This is a genomic window from Marinifilum sp. N1E240, assembly GCF_009295825.1.
GTDB lineage: Bacteria > Bacteroidota > Bacteroidia > Bacteroidales > Marinifilaceae > Marinifilum_A > Marinifilum_A sediminis.
Genome location: NZ_WHKF01000003.1, coordinates 248,689 through 265,077 on the forward strand (window position 1 = coordinate 248,689; position 16,389 = coordinate 265,077).

Below are 16,389 nucleotides of genomic sequence, written 5' to 3' on the forward strand. Positions count from 1 at the left end.
TATATTAATTGGATTTTGTTAATCCTAATGGTTCAAAATAATTTATTCAATCTCAATATCCTTACTCTTATCGAAATAATGAGTATGCAATAATTTATGAGATAATTCACTACAAGGCTTACCCAAGAAATCTTCATACAATTTAATAATGTATGGATTCTCGTGAGATTTACGGATCGCCTTACCTTCATCTTCGCGATAAAGAGCAGCAGCACGCTTCTTCAAAATTGAAGAATCACCATGGTGCAATGGCTGACCACCACCACCAATACAACCACCAGGACAAGCCATGATCTCGATTGCATGATATTCTGATTTACCATCACGGATATCTTCAAGAAGTTTACGAGCATTACCCAATCCATGTGCAATACCAATATTTATTGGAAGACCATCAAAATCAACAGTTGCGCTACGAATACCTTCCATACCACGTAGAGCTTCAAAATCAACTTTCTCAAGAGTTTTACCAGTATACACTTCGTAAGCAGTACGAGCAGCAGCTTCGATTACACCACCTGTTGTACCAAAAATTACACCTGCACCTGTAGACTCTCCAAGAGGATTATCAAAATCTTCTTCTGGAAGAGTATTTAAATCCATGTTAGCCTGCTTAATCAAGTTAGCCAACTCTCTTGTTGAGATCGAATAGTTCACATCAGGATCACCATCAACCTTAAACTCGTCACGTTGACACTCGTATTTCTTAGCCAAACAAGGCATGATAGAAACAACGATCATATCCTCACGCTTGATACCCATTTCTTTTGCCAAATAGTTTTTAGCAATAGGACCAAACATTTGCTGAGGAGAACGAGCTGTTGAAGGAATATCCTTCATTTCTGGGAAGTGGTGCTCGAAAAAATTCACCCAACCAGGACAACAAGAAGTCAAGATTGGAAGCTTTACGTCCTTATCTCCATCTAAATGCTTCTGCAAACGCTCTAACAACTCAGTACCTTCCTCCATAATAGTAAGGTCGGCAGCAAAATCAGTATCGAAAACGCTATTGAAACCTAATTGACGAAGAGCTGAAACCATTTTACCAGTTACCAAAGTTCCTGGCTCCATTCCGAATTCTTCACCTAAAGCAGCACGAACAGCAGGAGCTGTTTGAACAACCACTGTTTTCTTAGGATCAGCAAGATCACGAATCAACTGATTAGTATGATCTTTCTCGGTTAATGCACCTGTAGGACATACAGCCACACACTGACCGCAATAAGTACAAGTTGACTTCTCCAAGTCCATTTCGAAAGCTGGAGCAACAACCGACTCGAATCCTCTGTTTACAGCTGAAAGAGCACCTACTGTTTGTACATCGTTACACATCGTTTCGCAACGACGACACATGATACACTTATCCATATCACGAATGATAGATGGAGAGTAATCTACTTTGTAAGTTGACTGCTCACCTTTATAGTGCAATTCACGAACACCAAACTGATGCGCCATAGTTTGTAAATCACAGTTTCCTGATTTTGCACAAACCAAACAGTCAAATGGGTGATCAGAAAGCATCAACTCCATTACAGTTTTACGAGCATTTAATACTCTCATGTTGTGAGTATGGATTACCATTCCTTCCTCACATTTAGAGTTACATGAAGGAGCTAAATTACGACGCCCTTCAACCTCTACGACACAAATTCGGCAACCACCAGGTTTGTGTTCAATTCCCATATCGCCAAGGTGCATATAACAAAGCGTAGGAATTTCTATTCCTAGTTCCTTGGCAGCTTGAAAAATAGTAGTTCCCTGAGCAACTTCTATTTGTTTATTATCAATGGTTAATTTGATCATTTTTTCCATTTTAAGATCCTCCTTATTGAATGCTTATCGCATTAAACTTACATTTCTCCATACAAGCACCACACTTGATACATGTTGCAGTATCGATAATATGAGCCTCTTTACGATCTCCTGCAATACAATCAACAGGACAATTACGAGCACAAAGCGTACATCCAACACAAAGTTCAGGATCAATAACGTACTGCATTAATGCCTTACACTGACCTGATGGACATTTGTGATCTTCAACGTGAGCCATATACTCATCATAGAAATTTTCAATTGTTGAAAGAACAGGGTTTGGTGAAGTCTGTCCTAATCCACAAAGAGAAGTATCTTTAATTACAGTACTCAAGTTTCTTAATAAATCAAGATCTTCCTTAGTACCTTTTCCTTCTGTAATTTTATCAAGCAATTCGTACAAACGCTTGTTACCAACACGACAAGGAGTACATTTACCACATGATTCTTCAACAGTAAAATCTAAATAGAATTTAGCCATAGAAACCATACAGTCATCCTCATCCATAACAATCATTCCACCTGATCCCATCATAGAACCAACAGCAAGAAGATTATCAAAATCGATTGGAGTATCCAAGTGCGCTTCAGTTAGGCAACCTCCAGAAGGTCCACCAGTTTGAACAGCTTTGAATTTTTTACCATCTTTAATTCCACCACCAATTTCGTAAATTACCTCACGAAGAGTAGTTCCCATAGGTACCTCGATCAAACCAACATTGTTGATTTTTCCAGCCAAAGCAAACACTTTTGTTCCTTTAGATTTTTCAGTACCAATTTTATTAAACCAATTTGCTCCTTTGTTAATGATAACAGGAATGTTGGCAAATGTTTCAACGTTATTTACGTTAGTAGGCTTTCCGTTGTAACCCGATTCAGCTGGGAATGGAGGCTTAACAGTTGGCTCACCACGAAGACCTTCCATTGAATGAATCAATGCAGTTTCCTCACCGCATACAAATGCTCCAGCACCATAACGCATTTCAACATCAAAGTTGAAACCAGAACCAAGGATATCATTTCCTAACAAACCATATTCTCTAGCCTGAGCGATAGCAACCTTTAAACGATCAATTGCCAATGGATACTCAGCACGGATATAGATCACGCCTTTGTCAGCTCCCATTGTGTAACCACAAATGGCCATAGCCTCTAACACGGAGTGTGGATCACCTTCCAAAATAGAACGATCCATAAATGCTCCCGGGTCTCCCTCATCGGCATTACAAACCACATATTTCTGATCAGCATCGTTCTTAGCAGCAAATTCCCACTTCAATCCTGTTGGGAAACCTCCACCTCCTCGTCCGCGTAGACCAGATTCTTTAATTTCATTAATTACTGATTGAGGAGTCATCTCAGCCAAACATTTTCCTAATGCAGCATATCCATCAGTTCCGATGAACTCATCGATATTTTCCGGATTGATAAAACCACAGTTACGAAGAGCTATACGAATTTGCTTTTTATAAAAGCCCATATGTTTTGAATCACTCACCACTTCTTTTTTATCAGGATCTGTGTAAAGTAAACGCATTACTTTACGACCTTTGATAATGTGCTCTTCGATAATTTCTTCAGCATCTTCAGGCTTCACTTCAATGTAGAAAGTGTTATCTGGCAGAATCTTAACGATAGGACCTTTTTCACAAAAGCCAAAGCAACCAGTCATTACCACCTGAACTTCTTCTTCAAGCCCTTTAGCTTTTAGAGCGTCCTGTAGATTATTTTGAATAGCCTCACTTGCAGATGCACGACATCCTGTACCTCCACAAATAAGAATATGCATTTTATACTTTTCCATAATTGCAGTTTCTTTTACGTTTAGTTGTCAATAGTTTTGTAGTTAACAGGAATTATGCCATCTACCAATTCGCCTAACTTGATATATTTTTCAACAATCTCATCAGCTTTTTTAAGATCAACATCTCCAAAAACAACAGGCTCTTTGCCTGGCATTGTAACTTCAATAGTAGGTTCAGCATAACAGTACCCCATACATCCTGTCTGAGTCACAATAGTTTGAATACCTCTTTTTGAAGTTTCATCAATCAGAAACTCCATCACCTCTTTAGCTCCTGATGCAATTCCGCAAGTTGCCATAGCAACTTTAATTTGCACCTGGCTCTCTGGATCGTTGCTCTTCTCCCTAAGATCCATTTTTTTATGCAGCTCTTCTTTTATCTTCTTCAGATCTGCAAGGGATTTAACTTTTGCCATAATCTCAAATTATTAAAGGTTATAATTTATTTATATTAACGTGTTTAGGTTCTCATTAATCATTTCTTTCAGATATTTCATAATTTCAGGATCTGAAACAGAAACTCCTTCCAAAACTTCTTTTACTTCCTTCGTATCAAAAACATATTCACCTTCATCAGTAATATGTTGATACAAAAAATCCATTTCCGGGTTTGCTCCAACAAGCAAAACCATGGTACCGGCAATATCTCCCAATGAAGGTCTATCCAAATGCGAATGTGAGAAAACTGCTTTTAAGCAAGTTCCCTCTCCTTCTACCGATGATAATTCCATTTTTCCTCCTGTTTGCTCTGCATTTTGTTTTAACAAAGACAAACCTAAACCTACTTTTCGAGTAGTTCTGGTGGTAAAAAAAGGATCAGTAACTTTAGCCAATAACTCTTCAGACATACCAAACCCATCATCCTTAATCGATATTGAAAACAGATCATCCTTTAGACTCTCTTTAATTTCCAACTCAACCAAAGATGCTTCAGCTCTCACCGAATTTTGGATGATATCCATTATATGCATCGACAAATCTTTCATTCTTCTAGTTCTATTTTTCGATCATTTTCAGATCTCAATGCTTTGCTTACCTCTCCAAAACTTAATTCTTCCATATAGAAATTAGTCCAAGCATTACCAATATTATCTACATAATGAGCATCAGAACTTTGTATAAAGTTGTATTTGCTCAAATATTTATTCTTTTTTAAAAACTCACTCTTTGTGGTGTGAAGAGATATTTCCAAAGCATCAACATTTAAATCGGGCGGTAAAAAACCCAACTGACTGATAATACTATTCATTGTTTTATTGATGTGTGCTGGTATAAACAAACCATTTAAGGAATGTACTTTCTGTTCTATCTCTTCAATACCTTGATTTAAACCAGAAATCAATAAACAATCCACCTCATCAATAATCTCCTCATCTTCGTTAACCACCACCTGATATCCAAACCTATTTGAATCGTTAGGTATTTTTGGCAAATGCTGATCAAGGTATTGCTGGAAAACTGTCAATTGCTCTTCATTCTCGAAAAAACACAAACAATGGACTTCTTCCTTGGTTGTCACCTCTGCTCCCATCAAAACCATAATTCCTTCCTTTGCTGCCAAATCTTTAATTAAAGGGGCATGTAAAGTTGAATTGTGATCAGTTATTCCCAATATGTCAATACCACGTTCCTTAGCTATTCGAACAATATTTACCGGACTCATCTCCAAATCACCACAGGGAGATAAAACAGTATGCGTATGCAAATCTGCCCGGAATTTTTTCATTCTCTTACTAAGCTTTAATCAATTCGTATAACTTTCCAGTTAGTTCAAAAGCCTCTTCTTCTGATGATAGAATAGGAATTCCTTCCTCGTTGCTTTGCTCTGCAGCATCGACCTCTGGTTCATATCCTTTTACCAAAACAATAGCAGCCAACTCCTTTAGTGAGGCAATCGCCATAATGTTTTTATGAGTTTGCAAAGTCACCCAAACATGGTTTTCATCAGCATTTCCCATAACATCACTCAAAAGATCAGATGTATATCCACCTTCAATCTCACGATCTAATCCTTGTTCGCCACTGCAAACTTTCAAGCCTAACTTTTCAACTATATCTTTTACTTTCATTGTATCTTAATGATCGTTTAAATTCTTTTTTTCAAATCTTCTTTTTCCCCAGGTATTCTCTGAAATATCGAATGATTCCAGTGGTGATATTAAACCTTCTTTGGTTAACATCTTTTGTAGGAAAACGCACTGAGTCATTTTTGCTTTACCCTGAACAACATCTTCAGCCAAAGCCTGACAGCGTGGAGCTCCACATGCGCCACAATCTATTTGTGGTAATACTTTCATAATTCGATTAATCTTCTTCATCTTTTGCATCGCCACCATCATATCAGAATCTAAACTCAATATTGATCGTGGTTCAACTTTATTAATCGATATATTTTCCATTAGGTAAGGTCTAAACCTTTCTATTTCCTTTTCTTCAAGAACAACTGGTTTATTTCGGTGATACCAAGCTGCTCTTTTTCTCAAACGCTCAATAGCCAGAAATCTATTTTCAGTAGTTAAGACGCCTCCCGTGCAAGAATGATCACATGCTCTTAATTCCAAAAAATCCACATCTGTAATTTCTTCGTTCTCTAACTTTTCAAGAACTTCAATTACATTGTGAATTTCATCAATAGCCAAACATCTTCCAGAATATTGAGAAGCTTCACCATTGGTTAAGGTCCAGCCAATACTTCTTCTCGACATATGGATATTTTCGGGATATTTTTTGGTCTCTTTTTTATTTTGTTTGATGCTTAAAAGAACCTTATTGTAAATGAAATCCATATTAATCACTCCATCTATCAACGATTGTTCTTCTCCAACCGGACTTTTTACCGCAGCAATTTTTGCAGCACAAGGAGTCACATAGAAAATTCCAATTTCATTTTTGGTAAATCCTTTATCTTGTAATTTCTTACGATAAAACTGAGCAGAAATATCAATTACCGGCTTCAACTGAATAATATTATCCACCAAAGCTGGGAATTTGACCTGAATCAATCGGACAATTGCTGGGCAGAAACTTGATATAAACGGTCTTTCCTGATTGTGTTTATGCATGTATTTTTTTGTAGCATCAGAAAGTACTCCAACTGCACCGTCCACTTCATACACATGAGTAAACCCCAACTCTTTTATCTCTTCATAAACCTGAACTTCAGAAACACCATCAGGAAACTGCCCCAAAAGAACAGTAGGTAATAAAGCGACTCTTTGCTTATAATTAAAGATCTGGGTAAAGTCATCTTGCTCTACAATGATTGCATTTACCGGACAAGCCTTTAAACATTCTCCACAATCAACACAAGCATTTTTATTGATGTTAGCAGTTCCATTCTTCACACGAATCGCAGATGTTGGACATACATTCATACAGTGTGTACATCCAATACACACCTCATCCACAACCTTTAACGCATGATAAAAATGAACCTTTTCCATCACAAACTATTTCAAATAGTTAATTAATTCAACCTTGGTTCCAACATCAACCTTACTGGTAATATTCATATGATCAGAGTTTCGCTTAATATTTGGCAAGCCCATTCCTGCACCAAATCCCATCTCGCGAACCTTTGGTGTTGCAGTAGAATAACCTTCCTGCATTGCCTGATCGATATCAGGAATACCCGGACCATTATCCTCAATGCGAACAATTACTTTATCAGGTTCAATTTCCACGTACATTGTACCATCAAAAGCATGAGCAACAACATTAACTTCAGCTTCATACAAAGAAACAACTGTTCTTTTAATAATTTTTGGATTCACATTTAACTGCTTCAGGATTTTTTTCACCCCGCTAGATGCTGTACCTGCCTTGGAAAAATTTCCTCCTTCAATTTCAAATTTAAATTCCATTCCCCCTTTTTTAGTAAACCGGATTTAATCCTAAATCACAAAGAGCTGAACAAGCTCTAAACATTGAATAACCACACTCAATTAAAGTGATTTCATTCTCACAAGCCAATTCCTTCATTTCTTGCGAAACCTTTTTATCTCTAACAAACAAAATGAAAGAGATATCAGACATTTCTGAAGTTCGGATGGTTTGTAGGTTATTTAAACCTGTAATTAAAAGAAGATTTTCTGTATCTATAGTAAGTACATCACTCATTAAGTCCGACGCAAATCCAAACTGAACTTCCTTATTCAAATCACTCTCTCCACAAATAACACGTGCATTAAGTTTATCAACTACATCTGCCACTTTCACCATATCGCAGTATTAAATTATGTTTATCTAAACACTCTTTTATGTGGCACTAAGATAAGAAATTGAGGTAGATTAATAAATGATATATAAAGGAATAGAGGCAAATGCTATAAATAAATATTTAGTCTAAATAACGTTGTTTTAACTATAGATTCTAAATAAAAATAATGTTTGGACATGTTATAAGTAAGACTAGGAAATAATTCAGATTTATTGATACTTTCAAATAGTAAATCTTTTAAATCAAAACAGTATTTTTAACTATATTCGTTAAAAGTAAACCACTTTAATTAATAGCACTTTATTTCTTTATTAATGAGCAAAAAAACTCCACATATACTCGTTTTAATTCAAGATTATAAACACTTAACAGGTGCAATTAAATATGCATTTAAATTGGCACACATTTTCAAGGCTGAAATAGCTATTGCAAATATGCTTTCCACTAATAGTAAACCTATTGATTTCAATTTAGATCAGCTAATAAAACAATTTAATACGAATTCTATTGCATACAAGGAAATTGAACTTGGAAGGATAGAGAAAGAACCTAATAATACAATTAAGTTACTCGATGTAGTCTTTATTGTGAGTGAATTCCCATCAAAAAACTTATCGGGATTTTTTAGGAGAAACCCTATTTTCAAATTACTTTATAAAGCTAAAGTGCCCAGTTTTATTATAGGTGAACACACCTCTTTAGATTGTGATTTAAAGAATATTATTGTACCAGTAGATTACAAAAAAGAAACCAAAGAAAAGATGATTTGGGCAAGCTATTTTGGTCGTTTTAATCAAGCTGTAATCCATTTAATAGTTCCAAAAGAGAAGAATGAATCAATTCTAAGAAAAATAAAAGCCACTTTGCTTTTTACCAAGAAAATGTACGAGCAATTTAGCTTCGATTATAAAATAGTTAAAACATCATCGAAAAGTAAGAGAATTAAAGAAGTGTCTTTTCTGTTTTCGGAGAAGTTCCAGTCTGATCTAATTTTATTGCTTTCACATGGTAATAATGATTGGTATGGTAACAATTTTGGTCCTGGAGAGATAAAAAGGTACCTGCTCAAGAAGAAAAATCCAATTTTATTTATAAATCCATTAAAAGATTACTATCTACCATGCAGCTAGTTGCATTATTATTGATGATTACATAGAAATAATAGATGTATTATAGTGATCGAAAAACATTAAAAATCGACTTGTATTGTTATCTTTAAAGGGCAGATCGAAGATTAGACAACAAACAACATCAACTTTAATTTTCTTTTAAAATCTGTTTAATTATCAATATAAAAAAAGGAATTACCATCAGGGTAATTCCTTTTTTTTATATCATATTTTTAAAGCTTATTCTTTAACAATATTCATTTCATCTAATAAATATCCTGCGCCAGCAAATTTATCTACGATAAAAAGTACGTAACGAATATCCAGAGAAACGTTACGACAGATTTCCGCATCATACATCAGGTCTGACATTACTCCTTCCCAGGCACGGTCGAAATTTAAACCAATAAGTTCACCATTCGCATTAAGTACCGGACTACCAGAGTTTCCTCCTGTGGTGTGATTTGTTGCAGCAAAACAAACTGGCATTTCACCCGCTTTGTTGGCATACATTCCAAAATCTTTTTCATGATACAAATCTCTCAACTTTTGAGGAACATCATAATCAAAAATTTCAGGATTGTCTTTCTCTATTATTCCTTCAAGAGTAGTGTAATGTTCATAATTTACAGCATTTCTAGCCTTATAACCAGATACTTTTCCATAATGAACTCTAAAAGTAGAATTCGCATCAGGGTAAAACACTTTTTCTGGTTGCATCTCCATTAAACCAGCCATATAATTACGCTGTAGTTTTACTGTCTTAGCATTTAACTTTCCATAAACAGGAGCAATTTCAGACTCATAAAAGAATCTAATACTATTAGCTAATACATAAATAGGATCCTTAGTCAGCTTCTTGCCCATTGACAACTTATAGTTTGCCAATAAATTCTCTAGCTTGTTCTGATCAGCAAAAAACGATTTATCCAAAGCTTTTGTCGCGTAAGCTTCAAAATCGCCTTTGTATTTATCTCTAATCGTAATAATCTCCTTAGGTAGATACTTGTCCTCTAAATTATCACTATACATCTTTAAAGTAGCAGCAAGTAGCTTTCTATCAGTTGGCAGATTATAATTCTTAAAGAATTTTATGCTTTCTTTTTTAAGGTCATCAACTTTTCCAGCCACCTGATCAACATCCTTCTTTGTTAGTTGAGCTAATGATTTAAATTTTTCAGCAAAATCAACTGCTTCAGCACCTCTAAATCCAGCTTCAAGGGCATAATCTCTCGCTAGACTGATAGGAGCTAACTCCTTGTATAAGCCTTCCATTTCTTTCAAAATTCCGGCATATTTCTTCTTAAGTTCCGGCTGTGAATTCGCCCATTTTTCAAACTGAGCTTCTAATTCTTGCTTTTTCTCGATGGCATTCAACCTACGAAGACCTTTAATTTCACCTTGCCATCTTTTCCAAGAGTTTGCAACTCCAGCATATTTTGCAGAATATTGAATTCTTACCAATGGAGAAGCATCCATATCTGCTCTCATTAAATCCAATTTCTTAGTTCTAATTTTGATCTTGTGAGGATTATCCACCTCAGTCATCATTTTTAAAGCATGAGAAGTTAGATATTCTGTTGTTGTTCCTGGATATCCAAAAACCATCGTAAAATCACCTTGATCGACACCTTTTAAAGAAATTTTAAAGGATTGCTTTGGCTGCATTGGCACATTATCATTTGAATATGATGCCGGCTTATTATCCTTGTCTGCATAAATTCTAAACATTGAAAAATCACCAGTATGACGTGGCCACATCCAGTTATCGGTATCACCACCAAATTTTCCAATAGCTGATGGAGGAGCGCCTACTAATCGAACATCTTTAAAAATTTCATATACCGACAAGAAATACTGATTTCCATTGAAGAATGGCTTCACACTTGCTCTATAGTGTGAATCTTTTTCCGCAGCTTCAACAATTTTCTTGATGTGCTTACGGATCATTTTTTCACGATCAGCTTCTTTTGTTTCATCAGTAATACTATCTAAAACTTGTGCTGTCACATCATCCATACGAATTAAAAACGAAGCTGTAATACCTTCATTTACCAATTCTTCTTTTTGATTCATAGCCCAGAATCCGTCCTTTAAGTAATCGTTCTCAAGTGTTGAATGATTCTGAATTGCACCATACCCACAGTGGTGATTTGTTACTATCAATCCCTTATCTGAGATCAATTCTCCTGTACAGAAGTGGCGAAAAGGTCTTCCTTCGCGTCCCAACCCAATAACAGCATCTTTCAAACAAGCTTTGTTGATATCGTAAATATCATCCGCCGTTAATTTGAAACCTGCTTTTTGCATGTCTTCAATATTGTACTTTTTTAAAAGCATAGGAATCCACATTCCCTCATCTGCTTTTACCTGACCTCCCACAAACAGTACTACTGCCATAAGAAGTAAACCCAATTTTCTCTTCATTTTATCTATATGTTGTTTAAGTAATTCTTTAATCTTAAAACTCACTAAGTTCCTGATATAAACGCTGAATTGGCAATCCTACCACGTTAAAGTACGATCCTTCAATTCCATCAATACCAATAAAACCAATCCACTCCTGGATGCCATATGCACCAGCTTTATCAAAAGGTTTATAGTTGTCGATATAGTAATTGATCTCCTCTTCGGATAATATCTTAAAATGCACATTAGTGGTTGTGGCAAAACTCACCTTTTTTTCTTTACTCATTAAGCAAACTCCACTAATCACCTGGTGCGCTCTTCCTGATAAAGCTCGCAACATTTTTACGGCATCATTTCTATCTTTTGGCTTACCCAAAATCCAATCGTCAATGCACACAATTGTATCAGCCGTTATCACCAATTCATTCGATACAACATCTTCCTTAAAAGCCTTGCCCTTTAATTCGGCAAGGTAAACTGGAATTTCCTCAGGAGTTAATCCGTCAGGATACACCTCCTCTACATCTTTGGTTTTTAATTCGAACGATAATCCCAATTCCTTTAACATTTGATGACGTCGAGGAGATTGAGATGCTAATATTAATTGATAATCTTTCAGATTATTCAACATGTCTTTTTTATTAATTAAATATTTAAAATAATAATGCCTTCTACATCCAACATATTCTTATATCATAGTTTATTGACGATATAATTCACTACAAAAGCGTAGGAAATGCCTGTAAGAATAGCAAATCGTAATAAAAACACACCTAATTTGAACTTATCTCCCACTTTATATTTTGCCACTTTATAAGCCAAAATAACAATTGGTAATATAATTAGAATGGCAAAATACCAAGGTGTGATATTATCCATTGGTGCATTCAAAAACTGATACCAAACACCAAATACGGATACTGACAAAAATAAAAGCAAAGTCACAATTACAATCTTAGACCATTTTAATCCAATAACCACTGGAAGACTTCTTCTTTGTATTTCACTATCTCCTTTTATCGATAATAAATCTCTTATAAATTGACCAATTAAAGCCGCCAAAAAAGTGAAAAATGAGAATGAGCCAACCCAGTACAATAGATAATTAAAATCTGTTTTAGATGCCAAAAGAACATCGGCATATTTTTTATTTAATGGTGGTATCTCGTAAATCACTACTAAAAAAGGAATAGCTGCCGATATCATCGCCATAATAAAGCTTCCCAGTAAAAAATAATATTTGTAGGAAGTTGAATAAAACCACAACAAACCTCCCGCCATAAAGAAGATGAATACAAATTGCCAATGTCCAATTTTATAAGAAACATAAGCTCCCAACAGAACCGATATTGCCATAAATACCTGATGCATTAGTAAAGCAATTCTTCTTTTTACCAAACGACCAACAATTACATCTTTCTTGTTAAAACGATCAGCCTTTGTGTCGAAATAATCATTGATAATATATCCGGCAGCAGCCATAAACAGAGTTGCCAGTACCAAAATAGCAAAATCGATATCAGCCAACTGAAGCTTAATTCTATTTATTCCCAAAATTGGTTCAATAATAAAGTAACGCATTACAATTTGTATTAATGCGATAATAATTAAGTTCGGAAATCGGACTAACTTCAAGTATTTGCTCATTTCGATTGGAGTTTAATAGAGAGAATTAAATGCTTTGAATATTTGTATCTGATTCGTACCATTTTGAGTGAGCACGTAACACTTGTTCAATTACATCTCTCACACAACCATATCCACCGTCTTTATCAGATATGTAATTTGAAATTGCCTTAATTTGCTCAACAGCATTTGCAGGACAAGTAGGAACACCAATTCTTTTCATCACTTCAAAATCTGGTAAATCATCGCCCATATACATGATATGATCCGGATTTAAGTCATGTTTTGAAATGAAATCCTCAAAATCTTTAATTTTATTCTTCGATGCCATATAGATGTCTTTCACTCCCAATCCACGATATCTTTTCTCAACAGCATCAGATATTCCTCCAGTAATAATTGCAACAGGATATCCCTTTTTTACTGCATACTGAATTGCATAACCATCTTTGGTATTTGCTGTTCGCAACATTTCTCCATTTGAATCAATCACAATACACTCATTGGATAATACTCCATCCACATCAAAAATGAAAGCTTTAACTTTCATTAAATCTTCTTTAAAAAACGCCATACTGGTTAATATCTATATTATTATACTATTTATTGTTTTCGAAATGCATCTTAAAAATGCTTTCACTCACAAAACTATACAATTTTTGAAAATCAGGAGTATCTTTTAATGCCTTCTGATGTGAAGTCATGATTTCCTCATCGAAACGGACCGCAGGACCCGTTTGGGCAGATAAAGGATTCAAATCTATAACTTTCTGAGCGGTCTCTTGAATCAATGGAGTTAACAGCTTAAAATCTACATCTTTTTCTTCTAATAATTTCTGCCCGATGCTATACATGTGATTGGCAAAATTACAGGTAAAAACAGCAGCCAAATGCAGTTGTTTTCTCTGCTCCGAGGATATCGAATTCAAGTTTGAAGAAATCCTCTCTCCCAATTGAAATAAATCTTCCTCCAATCCAATATTATTGGCTTCGATACAAATAGGAATATCCGAGAAATCGACTTTTCGTTGTTTAGAGAAGGTTTGTAAAGGATAAAAAACACCAAAATGCTTAGTATAATTTTCGAAAATATCCATAGGAATACTGCCCGCAGTATGTACCGCATTACCAATTGGTAATGAAATTTGATCCAATACAGCTTGTAGAGCCTTATCGCTTAAAGCAAAAATGTACAAATTGGCATTTGGGACAATATCCTTAAGCAAATTGGTATATCGCGAATTAACTTTATCAGCAAGTATTTTAGCCGACTCTATAGTTCTGCTATATACTTGTAAAACCTCAATTCCATTTTCGTGGAGTGCGATAGAAAGTTGTGTAGCTAAATTCCCAGCACCTATCATTACAACATTTTGAATCATATGGCAGATATTAAACAATTCCTAATTCTTGCGGCGAGGCAGCAATGTTTTTCAAAGGAACTTTACCCCTGTCAATCATTCCAAAAAGTTTCTCACAGCCCTTCACTAAATCTTCGTACATGTCTTCGGCAACCAAAACCAATCTCTCGTCTACAAAGTCTAAATGTTCTGCCTCTTCGGGCTGATTATCTCTGGAACAAAGCAAGAGCGATTTACTGGGAACGAACGAATGTGTTAATTGATTTCTCAATCTATCGTACAGCCAAAAATCCTTATTCACTGCTCGGTAATCATTACCCATTAATATATTTAATGATTTAGAAAATCGTTTTGATGATTGAGCACGAGCTTTTAAGGGTTTATTATCCAAAAAACAACCCAATGCCTCTATTGCCTGTCCCATCATTATGAATGAAAAGAAATAGAATCCTTCCTTTTGCAATCGTCCAATTTCGTCGACGAATATTTTGCGGATAAATTCTTTCTCCTGTTCAGCTTTTTCTTTGTCCATATGGCAAATATATACAGATATTATCGAATTGCATTTGAATTATCAGGGAATCGAATTGTAATTTTAAATTGTAAGAAAAAATAGTTTATCTAGCTAACACATCAAACAATTAACAAAAAAATGGTTCATACAAATCGTTTAAATCCAAACAAAAAATGCTGCTTTTACGGGCAGCATTCCAACTTATTAATTTCATTCAGCAATTAAAAAGAAAACTGCACTCGGGTTTGAATCATATTAAAATTTTCGATTCCATTAAGGGCATAGCGATCAACAGCTATGTTTGAAACATTTAATTTCAGGATTATATTAGAACTTGCATACCAATTACAGCCTAAAGTATAATCTTTTTGCATGCCTCCCATTGCATATATGCCTCTATCATTTAGGCTCATTTCATTGTATCTGGCTAATATTTCAATTGCTCCTGTTTTAGGTCGATTTAATCTAGCTGATTTCGATTTATAAGAATATTTCCCTCCTTTTATGAGCATTGCAACTTGAGTATACCAACCATCCGCACTATAATTTTTATAGCCTGATTCTCTATTGACTTTTACCTTAATTAACTCCGATTGAAACGAAAAATTATTAATTGCCCCGACAAGTTCAACTGCATATTTCATTTCAGATTTTACATGATTTAATTCAACATCAAGAAAATTTACTTTTTCGATATGAGTTCCTGCTCTTGAATAATATCGAACCAACCTATCCTTTCGAGAAAGGTTTTCAAGTATTCGGTAATTACCCGATAAACCCAAGTGCAATATATTAAGATCTGTTTTAACAGGAACAATTACCATACGCGATGAAAAACCATATCCATCTTCAAAACTAAGTTCAGCTTTACTTTTTTCTCTCTTCGAATAAACATAATAATTATAAGAATTTATTTTTTCCTTACTGTAGTTTATTTTGCTTCCAAAAATCCCTACTCCTAAATAATAGTATTCATTCCATCTATTGTATTCTACACCTATATTTCGACCAGGTCTAAATGCTTCAACCGAACTCGAAACATGCATAAATTTAATATCATTTGTACTTTCAGTTTGCTCAACTCCAAATGGTTCAAAAAAATATCCTGCCCTTACAAAGCAATTTTCATTAATTTTATATTTAATAAAAATATCTTTTAAAGATACTTCCAATTCCGAAAAGTCGATATTAATACGAGCACTCCATTTCGTTCGAAAATCTGCATCCAGACGTAATCTTAAATCTCTAATTTCTCCACCACTCTTTAATTCAGTTTCATCATTAAAATAAATGGCAGCATCTGCAAACATTCTTCCACCAAACTCAAACCTAAACTGCTCATTTTTTGTTTGAAACTTATAACTGTCTTTCTTTAGAAATCTATTAAGTGTAAAATTGTTTTGTGATAATATATGACTCGTAAAAACAAGAGACAAAAGAAAAATTAAAGAAACTCTTTTCATTTTAATACTTAGCTAATTTTAATGATAGAACATAATAGAAAACAAATATAATCATACATAAAATTA

Annotated in this window: 17 protein-coding genes; 1 reads left to right on the plus strand and 16 read right to left on the minus strand. The window is 34.8% G+C overall.

Translation table 11 applies throughout. The features are described from left to right. Positions 1-42: 42 nt before the first annotated feature. Genes GCQ56_RS10050 through GCQ56_RS10090 form a run of 9 tightly spaced genes read right to left on the minus strand, consistent with a single transcriptional unit; the run spans position 43 to position 7,843 of the window. Positions 43-1,815 (minus strand): NADH-dependent [FeFe] hydrogenase, group A6, encoded by a 1,773-nt coding sequence (locus GCQ56_RS10050; protein ID WP_152734343.1) that lies wholly within the window; start codon positions 1,813-1,815, stop codon positions 43-45. A 13-nt stretch (positions 1,816-1,828) separates the two neighbouring features. Then, positions 1,829-3,622 (minus strand): NADH-quinone oxidoreductase subunit NuoF, encoded by a 1,794-nt coding sequence (locus GCQ56_RS10055; RefSeq protein ID WP_152734344.1) that lies wholly within the window; start codon positions 3,620-3,622, stop codon positions 1,829-1,831. Positions 3,623-3,642: 20 nt separating this feature from the next. Further along, complete coding sequence (locus tag GCQ56_RS10060) at positions 3,643-4,038, minus strand: ferredoxin (protein ID WP_152734345.1); 396 nt, start codon at positions 4,036-4,038, stop codon at positions 3,643-3,645. A 30-nt stretch (positions 4,039-4,068) separates the two neighbouring features. Beyond that, positions 4,069-4,608: an ATP-binding protein gene (locus GCQ56_RS10065; protein WP_152734346.1), complete on the minus strand. Its 540-nt coding sequence runs from the start codon at positions 4,606-4,608 to the stop codon at positions 4,069-4,071. Further along, a complete protein-coding gene (locus GCQ56_RS10070; RefSeq protein ID WP_152734347.1) occupies positions 4,605-5,348 on the minus strand; it encodes a PHP domain-containing protein in 744 nt (247 codons plus the stop codon). The genes GCQ56_RS10065 and GCQ56_RS10070 overlap by 4 nt, the downstream gene beginning before the upstream one ends. A 7-nt stretch (positions 5,349-5,355) precedes the next feature. Continuing rightward, a complete protein-coding gene (locus tag GCQ56_RS10075) occupies positions 5,356-5,691 on the minus strand; it encodes a DRTGG domain-containing protein (RefSeq protein WP_152734348.1) in 336 nt (111 codons plus the stop codon). A gap of 6 nt (positions 5,692-5,697) precedes the next feature. Further along, positions 5,698-7,065 (minus strand): [Fe-Fe] hydrogenase large subunit C-terminal domain-containing protein, encoded by a 1,368-nt coding sequence (locus GCQ56_RS10080; protein WP_152734349.1) that lies wholly within the window; start codon positions 7,063-7,065, stop codon positions 5,698-5,700. Positions 7,066-7,071: 6 nt separating this feature from the next. Continuing rightward, positions 7,072-7,485, minus strand: coding sequence for an ATP-binding protein (locus GCQ56_RS10085; RefSeq protein WP_152734350.1), 414 nt, complete (start codon positions 7,483-7,485; stop codon positions 7,072-7,074). Positions 7,486-7,495: 10 nt separating this feature from the next. Next, positions 7,496-7,843: a DRTGG domain-containing protein gene (locus tag GCQ56_RS10090; protein ID WP_152734351.1), complete on the minus strand. Its 348-nt coding sequence runs from the start codon at positions 7,841-7,843 to the stop codon at positions 7,496-7,498. 312 nt (positions 7,844-8,155) lie between these two features. Here GCQ56_RS10090 and GCQ56_RS10095 point away from each other — a divergent pair, with 312 nt between their 5' ends. Next, positions 8,156-8,971, plus strand: a complete 816-nt coding sequence (locus GCQ56_RS10095) for a hypothetical protein (RefSeq protein ID WP_152734352.1) — start codon at positions 8,156-8,158, stop codon at positions 8,969-8,971. A gap of 219 nt (positions 8,972-9,190) precedes the next feature. Here GCQ56_RS10095 and GCQ56_RS10100 read toward each other — a convergent pair whose 3' ends face one another. The 7 genes from GCQ56_RS10100 to GCQ56_RS10130 form a co-directional block, all read right to left on the minus strand. Then, positions 9,191-11,377, minus strand: a complete 2,187-nt coding sequence (locus tag GCQ56_RS10100; protein WP_152734353.1) for a S46 family peptidase — start codon at positions 11,375-11,377, stop codon at positions 9,191-9,193. 34 nt (positions 11,378-11,411) lie between these two features. Next, a complete protein-coding gene (locus GCQ56_RS10105; RefSeq protein WP_152734354.1) occupies positions 11,412-11,990 on the minus strand; it encodes a Maf-like protein in 579 nt (192 codons plus the stop codon). Positions 11,991-12,052: 62 nt separating this feature from the next. Beyond that, positions 12,053-13,006, minus strand: coding sequence for a UbiA family prenyltransferase (locus GCQ56_RS10110; RefSeq protein WP_152734355.1), 954 nt, complete (start codon positions 13,004-13,006; stop codon positions 12,053-12,055). 25 nt (positions 13,007-13,031) lie between these two features. After that, positions 13,032-13,535 (minus strand): HAD family hydrolase, encoded by a 504-nt coding sequence (locus GCQ56_RS10115; protein ID WP_227006046.1) that lies wholly within the window; start codon positions 13,533-13,535, stop codon positions 13,032-13,034. A gap of 49 nt (positions 13,536-13,584) precedes the next feature. After that, positions 13,585-14,367: a Rossmann-like and DUF2520 domain-containing protein gene (locus tag GCQ56_RS10120; RefSeq protein ID WP_152734357.1), complete on the minus strand. Its 783-nt coding sequence runs from the start codon at positions 14,365-14,367 to the stop codon at positions 13,585-13,587. Between the two features lie 10 nt (positions 14,368-14,377). Next, positions 14,378-14,878, minus strand: coding sequence for a hypothetical protein (locus GCQ56_RS10125; RefSeq protein ID WP_152734358.1), 501 nt, complete (start codon positions 14,876-14,878; stop codon positions 14,378-14,380). Positions 14,879-15,081: 203 nt separating this feature from the next. Further along, complete coding sequence (locus tag GCQ56_RS10130; protein WP_152734359.1) at positions 15,082-16,323, minus strand: OprO/OprP family phosphate-selective porin; 1,242 nt, start codon at positions 16,321-16,323, stop codon at positions 15,082-15,084. Positions 16,324-16,389: the final 66 nt, after the last annotated feature.